This is a genomic window from Halomonas sp. E19 (assembly GCF_052439355.1).
In the GTDB taxonomy this organism is placed as follows: Bacteria; Pseudomonadota; Gammaproteobacteria; order Pseudomonadales; family Halomonadaceae; genus Halomonas.
The window spans coordinates 229,559-246,623 of the sequence record NZ_JBNFWU010000001.1; the positions used below are offsets into that span (position 1 = coordinate 229,559).

Annotated in this window: 8 protein-coding genes and 3 pseudogenes; 5 read left to right on the plus strand and 6 right to left on the minus strand. The window is 61.8% G+C overall.

The window, feature by feature from the left end:
• Positions 1–145: 145 nt before the first annotated feature.
• Together tehB and ACUDAL_RS01315 are read left to right on the plus strand one after the other, a co-directional pair.
• Positions 146–712, plus strand: coding sequence for a tellurite resistance methyltransferase TehB (gene tehB, locus ACUDAL_RS01310; RefSeq protein WP_444676849.1), 567 nt, complete (start codon positions 146–148; stop codon positions 710–712).
• A 98-nt stretch (positions 713–810) separates the two neighbouring features.
• Positions 811–1,698, plus strand: coding sequence for a DUF6544 family protein (locus ACUDAL_RS01315; protein ID WP_444676850.1), 888 nt, complete (start codon positions 811–813; stop codon positions 1,696–1,698).
• 12 nt (positions 1,699–1,710) lie between these two features.
• Here ACUDAL_RS01315 and ACUDAL_RS01320 read toward each other — a convergent pair whose 3' ends face one another.
• Together ACUDAL_RS01320 and ACUDAL_RS01325 are read right to left on the minus strand one after the other, a co-directional pair.
• Complete coding sequence (locus ACUDAL_RS01320; RefSeq protein WP_255698297.1) at positions 1,711–2,169, minus strand: RES family NAD+ phosphorylase; 459 nt, start codon at positions 2,167–2,169, stop codon at positions 1,711–1,713.
• 217 nt (positions 2,170–2,386) lie between these two features.
• Positions 2,387–2,788 carry an antitoxin Xre-like helix-turn-helix domain-containing protein gene (locus ACUDAL_RS01325; protein ID WP_444676851.1) on the minus strand — a complete coding sequence of 134 codons (402 nt, stop codon included), beginning with the start codon at positions 2,786–2,788 and terminating at the stop codon, positions 2,387–2,389.
• Positions 2,789–3,274: 486 nt separating this feature from the next.
• Here ACUDAL_RS01325 and ACUDAL_RS01330 point away from each other — a divergent pair, with 486 nt between their 5' ends.
• From ACUDAL_RS01330 to ACUDAL_RS01340, 3 genes are read left to right on the plus strand one after another with little or no spacing between them, the layout of a single operon-like run.
• Entirely contained in the window at positions 3,275–3,997 is a 723-nt protein-coding gene (locus tag ACUDAL_RS01330; RefSeq protein WP_444676852.1) for an SIR2 family protein, read from the plus strand.
• 14 nt (positions 3,998–4,011) lie between these two features.
• Positions 4,012–4,491, plus strand: a complete 480-nt coding sequence (locus ACUDAL_RS01335) for a hypothetical protein (RefSeq protein ID WP_444676853.1) — start codon at positions 4,012–4,014, stop codon at positions 4,489–4,491.
• Positions 4,484–6,571: a helicase HerA-like domain-containing protein gene (locus ACUDAL_RS01340; RefSeq protein ID WP_444676854.1), complete on the plus strand. Its 2,088-nt coding sequence runs from the start codon at positions 4,484–4,486 to the stop codon at positions 6,569–6,571. The genes ACUDAL_RS01335 and ACUDAL_RS01340 overlap by 8 nt, the downstream gene beginning before the upstream one ends.
• A 258-nt stretch (positions 6,572–6,829) precedes the next feature.
• Here the strand turns inward: ACUDAL_RS01340 and recD are convergent.
• The 4 genes and pseudogenes from recD to ACUDAL_RS01360 form a co-directional block, all read right to left on the minus strand.
• A pseudogene (gene recD / locus ACUDAL_RS01345) lies at positions 6,830–9,156 on the minus strand (exodeoxyribonuclease V subunit alpha).
• Positions 9,153–13,053, minus strand: a pseudogene (gene recB, locus ACUDAL_RS01350) (exodeoxyribonuclease V subunit beta). Before recB ends, recD begins: the two co-directional pseudogenes overlap by 4 nt.
• Positions 13,050–16,695, minus strand: a pseudogene (gene recC, locus ACUDAL_RS01355) (exodeoxyribonuclease V subunit gamma). Before recC ends, recB begins: the two co-directional pseudogenes overlap by 4 nt.
• Before the next feature lie 82 nt (positions 16,696–16,777).
• Positions 16,778–17,053: a hypothetical protein gene (locus ACUDAL_RS01360; protein WP_444676855.1), complete on the minus strand. Its 276-nt coding sequence runs from the start codon at positions 17,051–17,053 to the stop codon at positions 16,778–16,780.
• Between the last annotated feature and the right edge of the window lie 12 nt (positions 17,054–17,065).

Genomic DNA, 17,065 nt, shown 5'->3' on the forward strand with positions numbered 1-17,065 from the left:
TCGAGCGAGTGGGGAAGGGCTCAGGCGCAGTGGGGCTGAATGGATGACATGGAACAATACTAGAGTGAAATGTTCGGGTATTGCGCTCGGCGCCAGTGACCATCGTAGTACCATGCGCCCTCTTATTGAGCCCCAGGTGAGCATCATGACTTCCAATCTTAACAGCCGTTATGGCCTGAGCCCTGCGCATAGCGAAGTGGTAGAAGCGTGCAAGTTGATCGCGCCATGCAGCGCCCTGGATATGGGCTGCTCCAACGGGCGTAATGCGCTATACCTGAGCGAGCTTGGCTTTGACGTGACTGCAGTCGACAACAACCCCGGCGCCATCAGCATGCTGCAGCAAATTGTGAGCGCTGAAGCGATCGCCAACATCTCGGCTCGGGTATACGACATCCACACGGCGGCGTTGGAAGCGGATTACGACTTCATTGTTTGCACCGTCACCTTGATGTTTCTCAACCCGGCAAGCGTTCCCGCCGTGCTTGCCGACATGCAGGCACACACTCGTCCCGGCGGCTATAACCTGATTGTGTGCGCCATGAGTACGCAAGAGCACCCGTGCCCGGTGCCTTTCCCGTTTACTCTTCAGGAAGCCCAACTGCGTGACGCCTACACGGGATGGGAGCTGATCAAATACAACGAAGACTTGGGCACCATGCACAACGGTGTAAAGCTCCAGTTTGCCACCATGCTGGCGCGTAAGCCGGCGTAGAGGCTCCATCTCGTTGCGCTTCAACCTGTGGCGCGTCGGCTGAAGGCTAAAATCTGAAGACAACGCCGAGAACGGCTGCGGAGCGAAGGAGCAGGCGAATGGCATATCTGGCAATGGCCGTAACCCTGCTGCTGGCGCTGCTGCTCACCGGCGTACTGGCCATGCAGGCCTGGCGCTTGGCCGATAACCGCGCGATGGAGAATTCCTGGGCATGGCTGCAAGCCCAGGCGCCTGCCAGCGTCGACGTGTTCGACCCCGCCATGGTGGAAGGCCTTCCCGACGCCGCCCGGCGCTACTTCCTCTACACCATCGCCCCAGGTACGCCGCTTCACGTGGTCAGCGAAATCCACATGACGGGAGAGATCGGCCTCGGTAGCAAGGAGGCACCCGGCTATCGCCCCATGCAGGCACGCCAGATACTCGCTCCGCCGCACGGCTTTATCTGGCGGCTCGAACGGGCCGGCGCCGGCCTGATGCAAATGAGTGGCTCGGACGGCATGGCGAACGGCCGCTCCTGGACGCGCTTCTGGCTCAACGCCACGCTGCCCGTCGCCAGGGCCGGGGGCGACGACAACCACCTGCGCGCCTCGTTCGGCCGAGCCGTGGCGGAAGCCGCCTTCTGGGCCCCGGCAGCGCTGCTGCCCCAGCACGGAGTGCGCTTGGAAGAGGCCGGAGTGCGCTGGGAAGAGACCGGCGAGCCCAATCTGGCGCGTGCGATCATCACCCACGGCTCCCTGGAACAAGCCATAGAGATCGCCGTGGCCGAGAACGGCCAACCGCGCTGGGTACAGTTCCAGCGCTGGAGCGATGCCAACCCCGAGAAGGAGTGGCGACTCCAGCCCTTCGGCGGCTACCTCGACGACTTCCAAAACTTCGAAGGCTTCACCCTGCCCACCCAGGTCGAGGCGGGCAATCACTTCGGCACCGAGGCGTACTTTCCGTTCTTTCGGGTTAGTGTGGAGGCGGTGCGGTTTTCGGTGCCGTAGCGAGCCCCAGCCTCACTCCACCAATCGCAGCTCAAGGACATGGCGAATTCGCTCGCCGTCCCACTCATAGCCGAGGTGTCGGCCCTGCCATGTAGCCGACAATACCGGTGGGCGTAGCACCGCGGCACACTCACCGTCCGGATCACGCACGCTTGGGTATACAATCCCATCGGCATGGGACTCCCAGGCCTTGCGGCCAAACGCCTGGCCCGCACTCCAGTCATCAGGATCCAACAGAGGGGCGGCCCCGGGTGGGTTGTCGCGCAAGTCGAAGAGTTCGCCCTCTAGGTCCGCCAGGTAGACCCGCTGCTGGAGCTGCATGGGCGGCTCATTGGATTCCTGCATGAAGCGCTCGGCACGATAGCGGGTTTCCGCGATGGCCGTGGCCTCGGTCAAGGCGCAGTAATAGGCGCCAAAGGTGCCATCGGTGAAGCGGGAACCGTGTTCGCTGAAGTGACAGAACGCCGCCATCACCGGCGTCCAGCCGAGGCCATATCGGCGGTCCTCATCGCGTACCAGGTGGATCGCCCCGGCCTGCTCTCGCAGGCGTGCCGAGGTTTCTCCTCGAGTTCCTGGAGCAACTCCCAGTCGTCAGGTGCCGCGACGCGCTCGAACAAGTCGATAGGCGGGAAACGCGAAGGAATGATTCGGTAGCAGGGGCGCCAGCTGACGGGGGAGAGCGGAAACGTCACGCATGGCCCCCGCCTCGGGCCGTATCGAGGTGCTGGCGGACCACATAGAGATCCTGCACCAGGCCGCTGCGCAGCCGATCAAGAGGCGACTGGCCCGCAAACAGAGGATTGTGATTGGGCCGGCGCAACCAGGAGTCCGCCGCGTCGGCCCGCGGTAGCAGGATCTGCAGAGCCTTGTAGATCCCCAGGATCAGCGACATGCGCTCGAGCTGATTGACGTCGAGCCGCGCCGCCGTGGGCTGCTTGCGCCAACGTCGATAGGTCGACTCTGGCACGCCAAGCAGCAAGGCGGCTTCCTGCTCTTTCAGCCCCCAATCATTGGCGATATTGGGATAGGTACGCATCGCCGCAGCGCTCATGTGTTGGCGCTTTTCGGCGGGCATTTGAGGTAGGGCCATGATGACCTCCATTCGCCAAATGGCGGTTTCTCACAATTATCGACCAAATGGTGGATGCCGGCAAGGCACAGGCGGTACGCCCCCACGGGACTCTGGAGCATGAGATAGAGATCGCCGTGACCGAGAGGGCTGCAGTTTCAGCGCTGGAGCAACGCTAAGAGCGAGAAGGAGCGGTACCCGGATGACTTCTGTAATTTCGAAGTTTTCACCCTGCCCAGCAAGGTCGAGGCGGCAATCACTTCGGCACGGAGGCGTATTACTCATTCTTCCGGGCGAGGGTGATGCGCTTACCAGCTCGGTAGTGCTAGTGCTTTGCCTGTCGTTGGGTTCCGTTGATCCAGCGCATGGGAAAAGTCATGCTCTGGTGCTAGGCTGAAACTAAAAGGCACATAACGGCACATCAGTGCACGCAGGAACAGCTTGGATGTAAAATAAATAATCGACAGTTTTTGTTGCGTGTGGAAAGGAATAAAGACGAGAGTTGTCATGGGGGGTGGGATGAGAAGTTTTCATGACTGTACTAGGCATTTGAAATATCTAAGACAGTCACTATCACAAGATAATGAGTCTATCGGCTTTTTCTTATCGGCCGGATGCCCGTTGTCAGTGGAAATGTCAAGTGATTGCTGGCCTTTAATTCCTGATGTTAAAAATCTCACTAAATATATTAATGAGCAGTTAAAGGGTGATGAGAAATATGCTTCTTTGCTAGGTGAATTGAGCAAAGCAGAAAAAAATTGTGAAAACATAGAGGATGTATTAAGTTTTGTTAGAAGCTGTCTTTTGGTTTCTAAAGGTGGGGAGGTTAGAGGGTTAATAGAAGAAGATTTCTTGAGCTTAGAAGGCAAGATCTGCGCTGAGATAGTAAATAAGCTTGATGTGGACTTGCCTGGTCCATATACACCCTATCACCGTTTGGCCAGTTGGATAAGGTCTATTGATCGCAAGACGCCAGTTGAGATATTTACTACAAATTACGACCTGTTGATGGAGCAAGCTCTAGAAGAACTTGAGGTTCCTTATTTTGACGGTTTTATTGGGTCACGAAGATCCTTTTTTGATCTTGGTGCGGTGGAGGATGATCTAATACCTACACATTGGTCAAGGCTTTGGAAGATACATGGATCTATTAATTGGTATCAAGAAAAGCAAGATGGTGTAAATAGGATTTTTAGGTCTTCTGAGGTGAAAAAAATGCTTCACATCTGATTTATCCATCGCATTTGAAATATGAAGAAAGTCGTAAGATGCCTTATTTGGCTTTAATAGATAAGCTTGGTAAGTTCATAAGGAAAAAGTCGTCTCTTTTGATTTTGTGCGGCTATTCGTTTAATGATGGCCACTTGAACGATGCTATTGTCAATGCACTAAAGGCAAATCCAACAGCAATGGTTCTCGGCCTAATGTTTGGGAAATATGAGGCTGGAGATGATGGTTGTGTTGAAAGGTATCCAGAGGCATACAGATTAGCAAAAAAACAGCATAATCTTAATATTTGGACTTTCGACAGGGCTATCATTGGTACAACTTTAGGTGCATGGCAAGAAAAGGGTGGTGAAGATGATGTCATCTTGAGTTTTTCGCATAAAAATAAAGTTGATTCTGATGATGTTGGGTATGAGGTAAGGCTAGGAGATTTTTCAGAATTTACGAATTTCTTGAAAGCAATAATAGGGGCTGATAAGGAAGGGAAGGATGCCTAGCAAGGAAACTTATCTTGGGGATGTTCAGGATGTTAATGGGACATCGGTTAGTGTTTCTCTGTCCAAAAAATCTTTAACTGGGTTTGTGTATATTGAAGGGCAAGGTTATAGGGTGGGTCAAATAGGGAGTTTTGTTAGAATTCCTATAGGGTTTAGCGATTTGTTTGGGATCGTTAGCCAAGTTGGGGCAAGCGCTGTACCAGGAAACCATTCTGAAGAGTTGGGTAACGGAAACAGGTGGATGACCATTCAGCTGATCGGAGAAGGGCCGAGGAATGGGGTTTTTCAAAGAGGGCTATCTCAGTATCCAACTATTGGTGATGAAGTTCATTTGGTATCGGAAAAAGAGCTAGGCAATATTTATGGGCAGCCGGATAAACCATATTTTGTCAAGCTGGGTAGCATTTCAAACGCAGATTCAATACCTGCGCTCGTTGATGTTAATAAGCTGGTGACAAGACATTCTGCCGTAGTAGGTGCAACAGGGTCTGGAAAGTCAACCACAGTAGCCAGTATCATTAACGCATTGGCTGATGAGAAAAAATACCCTTCTTCTAGAATATTGATGCTAGACCTTCATGGAGAATACGGACAGGCTTTACAAGAGAAAGCCAATGTTTACAAGATACAGGGAGGCGCTAGGCTAGCACAGAAAAATAAACTACACATACCCTTCTGGGCTCTGAAATTTGATGAGTTGTGTGAAGTTTGTTTTGGCGACTTCGGTAGTGAGAAAGATAGAAATATAGTGATGGAGAGAGTTTATAAATATAAACTTGAGTCTCTCGAAAAATATCCTAGAAAAGGGGTTCAGCCCGATACGCTTAGCGTGGACTCGCCGATTCCCTTCTGTATTCATCAGTTATGGTATGAGCTATTTATTGAAGTCTTTGGTACTTATTATAAGGGGAGGGGTGGAAGGCCGGTCGATAATTTGGCTTATGAGCTAGATGAGCGTGGCGTTGAGTTAAAAGGCGATCCTCTCTCAGGCATACCCCCAGTATTTAAAAATGTAGTGACGGAGGCTGGTGAGGAAAAAATCAATTATTTGCCTGGGGCTTTGAATTTGGGAAAGCAGGTTTCGCTATTAGGAACCAAGCTAAGAATTCCTAGGTACGACTTTATTTTTAAGCCTAGTGGCTGGGCTCCGGATATTGATGGGAAAGTTGGTGAGGACTTAGACTCCTTGCTTAAGAATTGGATAGGAAGTAGCAAGCCTGTTACTGTTCTAGACCTGTCGGGGGTTCCGTCTGATATTTTACAAACAACCATAGGAGCGTTGTTGAGATTGTTATATGAAGCACTCTTTTGGGCTAGGGATCTGCATCAAGGTGGTAGGCATAGGCCCCTGCTGCTAGTCATGGAGGAGGCGCATATTTATTTGAATGATGAGTTCAAAGGCATAGCATCAAAGTTGGTTCAAAGAATAGTGAAGGAAGGAAGAAAATACGGTATTGGGGCTATGATTGTTAGCCAAAGGCCTTCTGAGATAAGCCCGACTATACTTTCTCAATGCGGAACATTTTTTGCCTTGAGGTTAACTAATTCTTCAGATAGGAGTTGCATTACATCTGCGCTATCAGATAATTTGGATGGATTGACAGGCATGCTTCCAATACTAAGGACAGGTGAAGCAATCATCTTGGGGGAGGCGGTTAAGCTGCCGATGCGTACAACAATACAAGCACCACCTAGGAGCAGGCGTCCTGATAGTCAAGATCCTATAGTTTATGATGATGTCTCTTTGGAGGATTCACAGCATCCAGGTGGATGGGGTATAAGAATGGAAGATGACCCAAACTACCATGAGTTGGTTGAAGCATGGAGAGCGCAAGACCCACAAGTCAATAAGGTGAAGAAGGAGAGCGACGTGGAAATGACATCTGTTGTTTCAAGCAATGTTGCAGCGGTTGGCTATGATGAAGAGAGTGAGACACTGCAGGTTGAATTTAAGAATGGTGCGGTTTATCAGTATTTTGAGGTGCCGCAATATATTTTTGAAGGACTGCGTGGCGCCGACTCTGTAGGTGGGTATTTGGCATCGAACATTAAGGGGGTGTATAGATATTCAAGAGTCTGAAAAAGTGGTTTTTTAGGGTGTCTGGCTTACATGCATAGTCACGGCACTTTCTTCGAGCATGTCTTGTGAGACTGCTTATGGTTGAGAGGTTCTTATATGTCTAGAGAATAATATGCTAGATGTGCTAACTTTCTTTCGACGGTCATAGTCGTTTCCTCTTGATGTTACAGCCGAGCGTCAGACACTCGTTTTATAACCCATGGGGGCTATGACCCATTTTGCTTTTTAGCGGTCGACTGTTAGGTAAATACCGTCACTTCACCTCAACCCACTCACCCTGACCACCTCCCTCGTCACCGCCTCATCCAGCATCCCACGCCCCGTCTCTACCAGCGTGAGCCAGTCCCTTGCCCGGGTGATGCCGGTATAGACCAGCTCCCGGGTGAGGATGGGGTTGGGGGCGTCGGGGAGCAGCAGGGCGGTGTGGGTGAATTCCGAGCCCTGGGATTTGTGTACTGTCATGGCAAAAACGGTTTCCACCGCCTGCAGGCGGCTGGGCAGTACCCACTTGATGTCGCCGCTGCCGTCGCTGGCCGGAAAGGCGACGCGCAGCAGGGTGCGACCGGGCGTTTCACTGGCGCTGCGGGCCTCGGGTACGGCGAGGGTGATACCGATATCGCCGTTCATCAGCCCCAGGCCGTAGTCGTTGCGGGTAACGAGTACCGGGCGGCCTTCGAACCAGCCCTGTTCCAGCTCCAGGTCGCTGGCCTTGAGCCAGCCGGCGCGGCGCAGGGCGCGGCCGATGCGCGGGTTAAGCCCTTCGATGCCCCAGGGCCTTTCCTGAGTGCGCACAGCAGCTGAAAGTGGCCGTGGGCGGCGAGCACCTGGCGGGCCCAGTCGTCGTAGGATTGGCGCGCTTCGCCTTCGCCGAAGTAGGGCTGCGTGGGACGTACCGCCTGCATCACGTCCAGGTAGTGGGCGTAGCCTCGCGGCGGCGCGATGGGTTCGCCGCGTCGGTCGTGACGACCTTCGCCGCTGTCGGTGAATCCGGCGGGGTTGCCGTTCACCACCAGGCGATCCAGCGCCGGGTCGTCGGCGTCCGCCAGGGCGAGGCGGGCTATATCGGCGTAACCCTGTTGGAAGATCTCGCGCACGGCGCGTTTCTTCTCTTTCTGGCCCTCTTTCTCATTCTGACCGGAACCGAGCGGGCGGTTGACCGCTTCGGCGAGCTGGCCGATGCCGCTCTTGGCATCGAAGCGGTGGCTCACCCGCAGCATGGCGATGGCCTGGTCCAGCGGCTGGCCGCCTTCGTCCTTGTACTGCTCAGGAATCGGCGTGCCGGTCACCCGTTGCAACCAGTCGCAGGTGGCCGGGGTGTAGTGGCCGCCTTCGGCGCGTTGGCATAGGTCGCCGAGTACGGCGCCGGCTTCCACCGAGGCGAGCTGGTCCTTGTCGCCGAGCAGGATCAGCCGCGCCCTGGGCGGCAGGGCGGTGAGCACGGCAGCCATCATCTCGATATCCACCATTGAGGCTTCGTCGATCACCAGGGCGTCCAGCGTCAGCGGATTGCCGGCATGGTGGCGGAAGTGGCGGGTATCCGGCCGTGAGCCCAGCAGGCGATGCAGTGTGGTCACTTCGGTGGGAATGCTGTCGCGCAGGGTTGAGATATCCACACCCTGTTGGCCCACGGCGGCGGCCAGTTCCACCAGCGAAAGCCCCTGCACCTGCTTGGCGATGGATTCGTTGAGCCGGGCGGCGGCCTTGCCGGTGGGGGCGGCCAGGCGAATGCGCAGCGGGCGCGGGGCGGCGCCGGCGGGTGCGGTTTCGCCTAGGGCCAGCGCCTGCAGCAACGCGAGCAGCTTGACCACGGTGGTGGTCTTGCCGGTGCCGGGGCCGCCGGTGATCACCGCGAAGCGCGAGCGGCTGGCCAGCGCACAGGCGGCCTGCTGCCAGTCGAGCTCATGTCCCGGGGTGAAGAGTGCCGCCAGTGCCCGGGCCAGGGTGACGGTATCGGCTTCTGCGTCGGTGGTGGCAGTAAGTCGGCTGCCGATCAGGCCGCGAATGTCCTGCTCGTACTGCCAGTAGCGGCGCAGGTAGAGCCGCACGTTGCCGTCGCGCTCGCTGCGCACCAGCGGAGTGTTTCCCGGTGGTTCGTTTCCATCCGCCACCAGGGCAGGGTGGTACAGGGCGTCGCGCCAGGTGGCGAGATCCAGCTCGGCCAGCAGGTCGCTGGGCAGCGGCGGCGGGTCGCTCAGGTCGTCGCCTTCCGGCGGCAGCGAGAGCGCCAGGTCGGGGGCGGCCAGGGTCTGGGCGAGATCGAGGCACACGTGGCCGCGGCCCAGCTGATGGCTGGCCAGCGCCGCGGCGAGCAGCAGCAGGGGCGGGGCGTCGCTCACCTCGCGCTGGAAGAAGCTGGCCAGCGCCCGGTCCAGCGCGCGCAGCCAGCCGCGCTCCACCCAGCGGTCGAGCAGAGCGAACAGCGCCTGGGTGTCGTGGAGCGCGGCTTGTACATTGCCCTGGGCGGCTTGGGGCGGTTCAGGTTCGGCGCCCTCGTCGGCTGCCTGGCTGCCGCCTGCGGGTTCCTCACCGAGATCGGCGAACAGGTCCGGGGTGGCGTCGTCGTGGTGCTTGCTGCGCTTGCTCATGCCGGCGCCTCCGTGGTGGTGCGGGTGCCTGCCGCTCGGGCGTCGCCCTGGAACAGTGCATCCAGCGCTTCGATCAGCTCCCGCGGGGGCGCTCGGCGTGTACGCCGCGACTCTCCGCATTCGCCCCCTGAGAAAGACGGTGAGCGAGCCGCCGATATGCCGGTCGTAATCGTAGCCTGGTAGGCGCGCCTTGAGCAGCCGATGCAGGGCCAGCAGGTAGAGCGCGTACTGCAGGTCGTAGCGCTTGGCGGCCACCGCCTGGCGCATGGCCTCCTGGCGGTAGGCGCTGTCGTCCGGCCCCAGGTGGTTCGATTTCCAGTCGGCCACGTAGTAGCGCCCATCAAATTCGAACACCAGGTCGATGAAGCCCTTGAGCATGCCGTTGAGGGTGTCGGCATCCAGCGCGGGGCGGGGCAGGCCGGCACCCGAGCCGTTATCCGGGCTTGCCAGTGTGTAAGCACTTACGAGGGCGTCCAGCCGGCGAGTGTCGACCTGGCGCGAGGCGAACCAGAACTCCATCTCGACCTGGTAGCTCGTCAGCGCTTCGAGCCTGAGGCTGCCCGCGCCGTTGGGCAGCGGCAGCGGGGCGGCGAGCAGGGTGCCGAACCAGGCGTGCAGGGTGTTCAGCCACGGCTGCCAGCCGCGCACCTGGCAGCGCCGCGCCAGGGTCTCCTCGCGCAAGGCGGGGTCGCGGGCCACCCGTGAGAAACCGTGCTCGCCCGCCCACTCCAAAATCCCATGCAGGAATGTCCCAGGCCCGGGGCCTCTGGGGAACCGGTGTAAGGAAGGCAACGGTTCGCTCTGGCCGCTGTCGCGGGGCTCTTCCAATACCTCCAGCGCGGTGGCCTCCATGGCGGTGGCGGGTTCCGGCAGGCTGCCGCTCCGCTGCGCTTCGCTGTCATGGGGCTTAACAGGTGAGTTAGTCCTTACTGGGGCGCTGGCCGATTCGACGCTGACGATCTCGCCGGAGAGGCGCAGCGCCGAGTAGCTGGCGATCCACCAGTGCTCTCGGGCGGGGCGCGTTGGAATGCGCGCTTCGCCAAGGGCATCGTCGCGCTCGGTTTGGCGGACGATCTGCGCATGGGCCGGCGGCGCCGGGGCGATCTCGATGGCGGCGCAGTCGCCCTTGAGCCTGGCGAGCGCTTCGCTGAATCCAGCCGGGCTCAGCGCTTCGCCGTTGGCCAGCAGCTGGCCGGTGGCGCTGCCTTCGCCGCCCTTGAGCGGGGCCATGCCGAGCCAGGTGGCGTGGCGGGCGCGGGTCAGCGCCACGTAGAGCTTGCGCAGGTCTTCGCCCAGGCGTTCGCGGTCGACGGTGGCCAGGGCCTCGTCGTCGGCTTCCAGGCTGATGCGCAGGCGGCCCTCGGCGTCGTGCCAGCGCAGCGGCGAGTCGTCCTTCTTCGTCGGGCGGTGGTTGCAGATGAAGGGCAGGAACACCAGCGGGTACTCCAACCCCTTGGACTTGTGAATGGTGATGACCTGCACCAGGTCGGCGTCGCTCTCCAGGCGCAGCTTGTGGGTGTCGCCGTGGCCTTCGGGGTTGGCGATGGCCTCGGCGAGAAAGCGGATCAGCGCGTGTTCGCCGTCGAGCTCCTGGCTGGCGTGTTGCAATAATTCCCCTAAGTGCAGCAGGTCGGTAAGTGCTCTCTCACCGTCACTGGCAGGCCCCCAGGCGAGCAGACGCGTAGCCACGTTGAAGTCATGGATGATCTTGCGCACCAATGGCAGCACACCCTGGCGCTGCCACAGCCGATGGTAGTCGCGGAACTGCAGTACGCGGCCTTCCCAGGCCAGCTCGTCTTCGTTCAACTTATCCAGCGTGGCGATATCGAGCCCCAGCACCGGGGTGGCCAGGGCGGTACGCAGCAGCCTGTCGTCGTCGGGCGCCGCGCAGGCGCGCAGCCAGGCGTCGAGCTGGGGGGCGACCGGCGAGGCGAACACCTTGTCCTTGTCGGAGAGGTAGACGCTCTTCACCCCGCGCCGGGCCAGCGCCTGGCGGATCGAGCGCGCCTCGCCCAGGCCGTTGACCAGCACCGCCATATCGGAAGGCTTGAGCGGCTGCAATTCGCCCTGCTCGTTGCGGAAGCCGGCACTGCCGCTTAGCCCCTCGTTGAGCAACTCCACCATGGTGGAGGCGCAGCGCTCGGCCATCTCCTGCTGGTAGGCGGTCTTGGAGAGCGGTTCGTCGCACTCTAGCTGCCACAGGGTCATGGCCGGCAGGGGCTGGCCCTGGCGGGTGAGTGAGTCCTTGCGTCCTTTGGCGCCAACCGCATTGAAGGGAACGGGGTTCCCTCGGGCGAGTTGAACAGGAAGGCGCCGGGCGGGTGGGCTTCGGCGAATGCGAAGCAGCGGTTCACCGCCTCGACCATCTCGCGGCTGGAGCGGAAGTTGGTGCCCAGGGTGACGTGGCGGCCTTGGGTGTCGCGGCGGGCGCGCAGGTAGGTATGGATGTCGGCGCCGCGGAAGGCGTAGATCGCCTGCTTGGGGTCGCCGATCAGAAATACTCCGCACTCTGGGCGGTTCTCGCGGATGCGGTACACGCAGTCGAAGATGCGGTACTGCACCGGGTCGGTGTCCTGGAACTCGTCGACCAGGGCGACCGGGAACTGGCGGCGGATCTGTGCGCCCAGCGCCTCGCAGTTGGGGCCGGTGAGGGCCCGGTCGAGATGGGTGAGCAGCTCGTTGGGGCCCATCTCGGCGCGGCGCTCCTGCTCGCGGTCGAGCCGCGCCCGGCACCAGTGCACGGCGTGGGTGAGCAGATCGGCGTAGGGATCGGGCAGGGCGTTGAGTTCGTCCTGGAGCTTTTCCAGCGCGGCCAGCGCCGGGTGATCCGGCGGCTCGCCCTTGAGCCAGATATCGGCCATGCCCTGGGGCGTGAGGCGCTTCCAGGCGGCCTCGGTCAGGCCGGGCCAAGTGGCCTCCCCTTGGCACCATTCACGCAGGGCGCCGAGCCAGTTGGCGCGGCTCTTGGCGTTGAAGCTCTGGCCCTTGAAGGCCTTCTGCTGGGCGGCCTCTTCGAACAGCGCTTCGCACTCGTCCACCCACTGGGGCCAGGGGCCTTGAGCTGGGCCAGGCGCTCGGCGGTTTCGCGGCTGGCGTTGGCGATGGTCTCGGCCGGGGGCGGGGCGTGCTTGTTCAGTGCATCGGCTTCGGGCATCAGGCCGCGCACGGCGGCGTGCAGCTGCTCGGGGGTACTCCAGTGGCGCACCACGGTGGCCAGCTCGTCGAGGTTGAGCGGGTAGTAGAAGCTGCGCCAGTAGTCGCGCACCACCTCGAGTTCCAGCTCGGTCTGGTCGTTTTCCAGGTTGAGCGAGAACAGGCTGCCGCTGTCGAAGGCGTGCTCGCGCAGCATGCGATAGCACCAGCTGTGGATGGTAGAGACGGCGGCCTCGTCCATCCATTCGGCGGCGAGCTGCAGGCGTCGGGCGCAGGCGGGCCAGGTGGAGGGATCGTATTGGTCGCGGAGGGCCAGGAGCAGTGGATCTGGTGGTCGCAGGCCTTCGCGTGCAGCTCCTGCGGAGGCGCTGTGAACCCATCCCTGGGCGCTACATTTGACATCCCTGTCAAATGATCTCCGCCAGGAGCTGCCCCCGAGGCCTCTGCAAGGTTCAGGTTCGATTCATGCCCTTCTAGAAACACACCAGCGGCTTCCACCAGCCGCGCGCGAATCCGCTCGCGCAGCTCCTGGGTGGCGGCGTTGGTAAAGGTGACGACGAGGATCTCGGGTGGCGTGAGCGGGCGCTCGAAGGCGGCCTCGTCGTTGGCCGAGCGGGCGCCGAGTACCAGGCGCACGTAGAGCAGGGCGATGGTGAAGGTCTTGCCTGTGCCGGCGCTGGCCTCAATGAGCCTGCTGCCATGCAGAGGGAAGTCGAGCGGATTCAGCTGCGTGACGTTGCTCATGCCTGGCTCCCCGTTGCCTTCTTCCCGCTCTGTTTCTTGTCACCCTCTTTCTTGTCGCCTTTCACGGCCAGATGCACCGGGGCGAGCAGCCGTTCGGTGAGTTCGGCGAAGCCGAGCCTGTCCTGACGGGCTTCATAGAGCGCGGTGAAGCTGGGCCAGCGGTGGGCGAGGTAGGCGTTGCGGCCCGCCTCACCGGCGTTGAAGTCGTCGCCGTTGTAGGTACTGGCGGCGGCGCGCCAGGCGTCGCTGTCGCGCTCGGTATCGGGCGTTCCCAACTTGCTAAGCCAGACGAAGGCGGTATCACAGGGAGCGGCAGCGGTATCTGCATGCCGGCCTGCCAGGTGCGAACGATTTCGCGCAGCTGCTGGCGGGCCGCTTCCGGGTCGAGGGGCGGCAGGGTGACGTGGCCGGCCTTGGAGAGCAGCAGGCTGGTCATGGGCCGGTCGTTCAAATGGCCTGCCAGGTGCGCGACCCAGTGGCGCAGGATGTGCGACCAGCGGTACTTGCCTTTCTTGACCAGGCTGCTGCTGGCGAGCACCAGGCGGCAGCGCTCGCCGGTGGCGCTCTCGCGCAGTTCGTCGAGCCAGTCTTCGATGGGCGGGGCGCCGGGCACGTCGAGCTGCACCGGCTCGGGCTCCTCGATGGTGCGGGGCCAGGCGTCCAGCGCTTCCTCGTAGGCTTCGAACAGTGCGTCCATCGGTTCGCTGAGCTGTTCGCGCATGCGTTCGCCGAAGGCGCCCATGGCCAGCACGCCTTGGCCCTGCAAGCGGTCGAGGGTGTCGAGCAGCACGGGCAGGCGCTCGCGGCCTTCATCCAGGGCGCGGCGCTGCTCGCGGATCAGCAGGTCCTGTAGCTGCCAGTTGGCGAGGCCGTCCAGGTCGAAGGGCTCGTGGTCGAGGCTGACGATATCCTCGCGTTCCAGGAAGACCTTGAGGCGCGTGGTGAAGAAGGCGCGGGCCGGGTCTCTCAAAAGCTCCCTAGCTGCGTGATAGTCAGCGGGGCGTCCTGGGTGTATGGCGTCAGCTCGAGGGGCGCCGTTGCCGGGGCCGCTTCACCATGCGCATGTCCATGAATTTCGCGCCACTCGTAGGCGTAGGTGAACAGCCGCTTGGCCGCCACATCGTGCTCGGCCTGCTGCGCCTCGCTGGGAAAGTAGCGGCGGCTGAACGGCTGCAGCGGGTGCTCGGTGGTGAGGGCGGCGAGCAGGTCGCTGCCGTCGGCCGTTTGCCAACCGGCCTGTAGATGATCGCGCAGCTGGCCGACCAGCACCGAGGGCGGCTTCTCGCTGTTGTCGACGATGCTGCGGCCCACCCAACTGACGTAGAGCTGCTCCCGGGCGGAGAGCAGCGCTTCCAGGAACAGGTAGCGGTCGTCCTCGCGGCGCGAGCGGTCGCCGGGGCGGTAGTCGCCGTTCATTAGGTCGAAGTCCATCGGCGGGTGGCTGCGCGGGTAGTCGCCATCGTTCATGCCCAGCAGGCACACCCGCTTGAACGGGATGGCGCGCATCGGCATCAGGGTGGCGAAATTGACCGCGCCGGCCAGGAAGCGCTGCGACAGGCTGGGCTCGTCGATCTGGGCCAGCCAGTGCTCGCGCACTACCGAGAGCGGCAGCTCGCGGGTCAGCCCGGCCTCCTCGGCGCTCTCCTGCCAGCTCTGCAGCGCCTGTTCGAGCTGGGCCAGCATCAGGCTGTCTTCCGGTGCTTCCGCCAGAAAGCTCGCCTCCAGCAGGGTGCGCAGGCGCGCTACCCAGTTGGCCACGTCGGTGGGCTCGCGCAGGCGGCGCCACTGCTGCTCCAGGGTTTCCAGCAGCGCGGCCAGCGGGCCGGCCAGCGCCGCTTCCAGCCCGCCGATGTCGTCGAAGGGTTCGATGCCCTGCCACGGGCCGCTGGTGGCCTCGCCCACGGCGTAGCCCAGCAGCAGCCGGCGCAGGCCGAAGGCCCAGGTGTTCTGCTCCATGCCGGCGGGCAGGTCGAGGCTGCCGCGCTGGCCGGCGTCGAGCCCCCAGCGGATGCCGGCACCCTCGATCCAGCGGCGCAAGGTGGGCACGTCCTGCTCGTCGATGCCGAAGCGGGCGCGCAGCGCGGGCACGTCGAGCAGGTCGAGCAGGTCGCTCACCGAGAGGCGCAGCTCCGGCAGGTGCAGCAGTTTCTCCAGTGCGATCAGCAGCGGCAGGCGGTGGCGGCTGCCCTGGTCGGAGAGGGTGAAGGGGATGTAGCGCGGGTCGTCGCGTTCCAGCTGTCCGAATACCGCCTGAACATGCGGAGCGTAGTGGTCGATATCCGGCACCATCACGATCACGTCGCGGGGCTTGAGCTTCGGGTCGGCGCTGAAGGCGGCGAGCAGCTGGTCGTGCAGGATCTCCACTTCGCGCTGGGGGCTGTGGGCGGCGTGGAAGACGATGGAGTCGTCGCGGCTCGGGTCCACCGCCGGCCAGGTCTCGCGGGTCTCGTGCAGCGGGCGCAGCTCGCGGATGTCGTCCTGCAACTGCTGCAGCAGCCGGCCGTCGCCCTCGCGCACGAAGGGCTCGAACAGGTCGATGCGCAGCGAGTCGGCCCGGAACAAGGCCTCGTACTGCTGGGCGTCGTCGTGCTCGTCGAGCAGGCGCAGGTAGTCGCGGCCCTGCTTACCCCAGGCGGCGAGCAGCGGCTGAGCGTGCAGGTGCAGGCTCTCGGCTCCGTCACCACTGGCGTCGCCAACGCCGAGCACGTCGAGCCGTTCGGGCATGCCGGCCTTGCGCCGTTGGCGGTAGCGCTGGGCGCGGAGCAGGTCCTTGTGTTCGATGATGTCGGCCCAGTAGTGCTGGCAGGGTTGTGCACGCACAGCACCACCTGGCAGCAGCGGGCGATGGCGGCCAGGGCTTCCAGCGCCTGCTGCGGCAGCGAGGAGATGCCGAACACCATCACCCGCCGCGGCAGGCCGGGGGCACTTGCCACCGTGAAGCTCGCGGGCGGCGGCGAGAAAGCGCCGGTGCACCATGGCGCGGCTGGAGGCCACGCCGTCGTCGCCTACGTCCTCGGCAACGCTGTTCACCACGGCACGCCACAGGGCCGGCTGCCAGCGCTGGGTGTCGGGAAGCGTCTGGGCTTCGCCGCGGGCGGAGATCAGCACGTCTTCGCCGCGGGACCAGGCCTCGAGCCAGTCGGCGCGGTACACCTGGTACTGGTCGAACAGGTCGGCCAGGCGCTCGGCGAGCTGGTGATGCTTGCGCAGGTCGCTGTCGCCTTCGAGAAAGCGGCGCAGCGGGGCGAACTCGTCGCGCGGCATCAACTCCGGCAGCAGGCGCAGCAGCCGCCACAGCAGGCGCGACTTGTCGAAGGGCGAGGTGGCCGGCACCGCGTTGGGGTCGTCTTCCACATGGTTGAGTACCGCGCGGTAGGCCTGCCACAGGAAGCGCGCCGGCAGGGTGACGTCCAGCGCGGCGGCGATGCCGCTGCCGCCGTCGGCCTCGTCGGCGGCCAGCGCCAGTTTCATCCACTGGCCGATGCCGTTGCTCTGCACCAGGATCGTCTCGTTCTCCAGCGGCGCCAGCGGGTGGCGCTTCATCCACGCCACCGACACGCCGCGCAGGTCCTCCAGGCGATTGCCGTGAACGACCATGAAGCCGGGGGTGAGGGCACTCTCCTGGGGGGCGGCGAACGGCATGGCGGGCTTCCTGCGAATGGCGAGACTTCATGGTGCCGCAAAAGCGTAGGTGGATAAATGCCGTTGATTCGTCTTGGCTAATCTAATTCGGCGGCTGCCCGTCGGTGGAGATGACCGGCAGGCCGGCGAGATCGATCTCCCCATGCTGGCTGGTCACCGTCAACCGGCTCTGGTCTCGCTGCTGCTGGGCAAAGCCACTGATGCGATGGTCAAGGGTGTCATAGACCCGGACGCTGTCTCCGCTCTGCACAACAAGGCGCCGAGCCTGTGCAAAGTAGGCATAGCGTGAACCCTTCTGTTCGCCGGTGGCGTTGGGTGAGCCGAGTTCTGCAGGCCACCAGGTCGTCTTTCCGTTCATGTCGGATCCCCC

What these genes read in the sequence shown, in the direction of transcription:
- tehB (WP_444676849.1), top strand. Translation starts at nt 146, where the DNA reads ATGACTTCCAATCTTAACAGCCGTTATGGCCTGAGCCCTGCGCATAGC.
- ACUDAL_RS01315 (WP_444676850.1), top strand. Translation starts at nt 811, where the DNA reads ATGGCATATCTGGCAATGGCCGTAACCCTGCTGCTGGCGCTGCTGCTC.
- ACUDAL_RS01320 (WP_255698297.1), bottom strand. Translation starts at nt 2,169, where the DNA reads ATGGCGGCGTTCTGTCACTTCAGCGAACACGGTTCCCGCTTCACCGAT.
- ACUDAL_RS01325 (WP_444676851.1), bottom strand. Translation starts at nt 2,788, where the DNA reads ATGGCCCTACCTCAAATGCCCGCCGAAAAGCGCCAACACATGAGCGCT.
- ACUDAL_RS01330 (WP_444676852.1), top strand. Translation starts at nt 3,275, where the DNA reads ATGGGGGGTGGGATGAGAAGTTTTCATGACTGTACTAGGCATTTGAAA.
- ACUDAL_RS01340 (WP_444676854.1), top strand. Translation starts at nt 4,484, where the DNA reads ATGCCTAGCAAGGAAACTTATCTTGGGGATGTTCAGGATGTTAATGGG.
- ACUDAL_RS01360 (WP_444676855.1), bottom strand. Translation starts at nt 17,053, where the DNA reads ATGAACGGAAAGACGACCTGGTGGCCTGCAGAACTCGGCTCACCCAAC.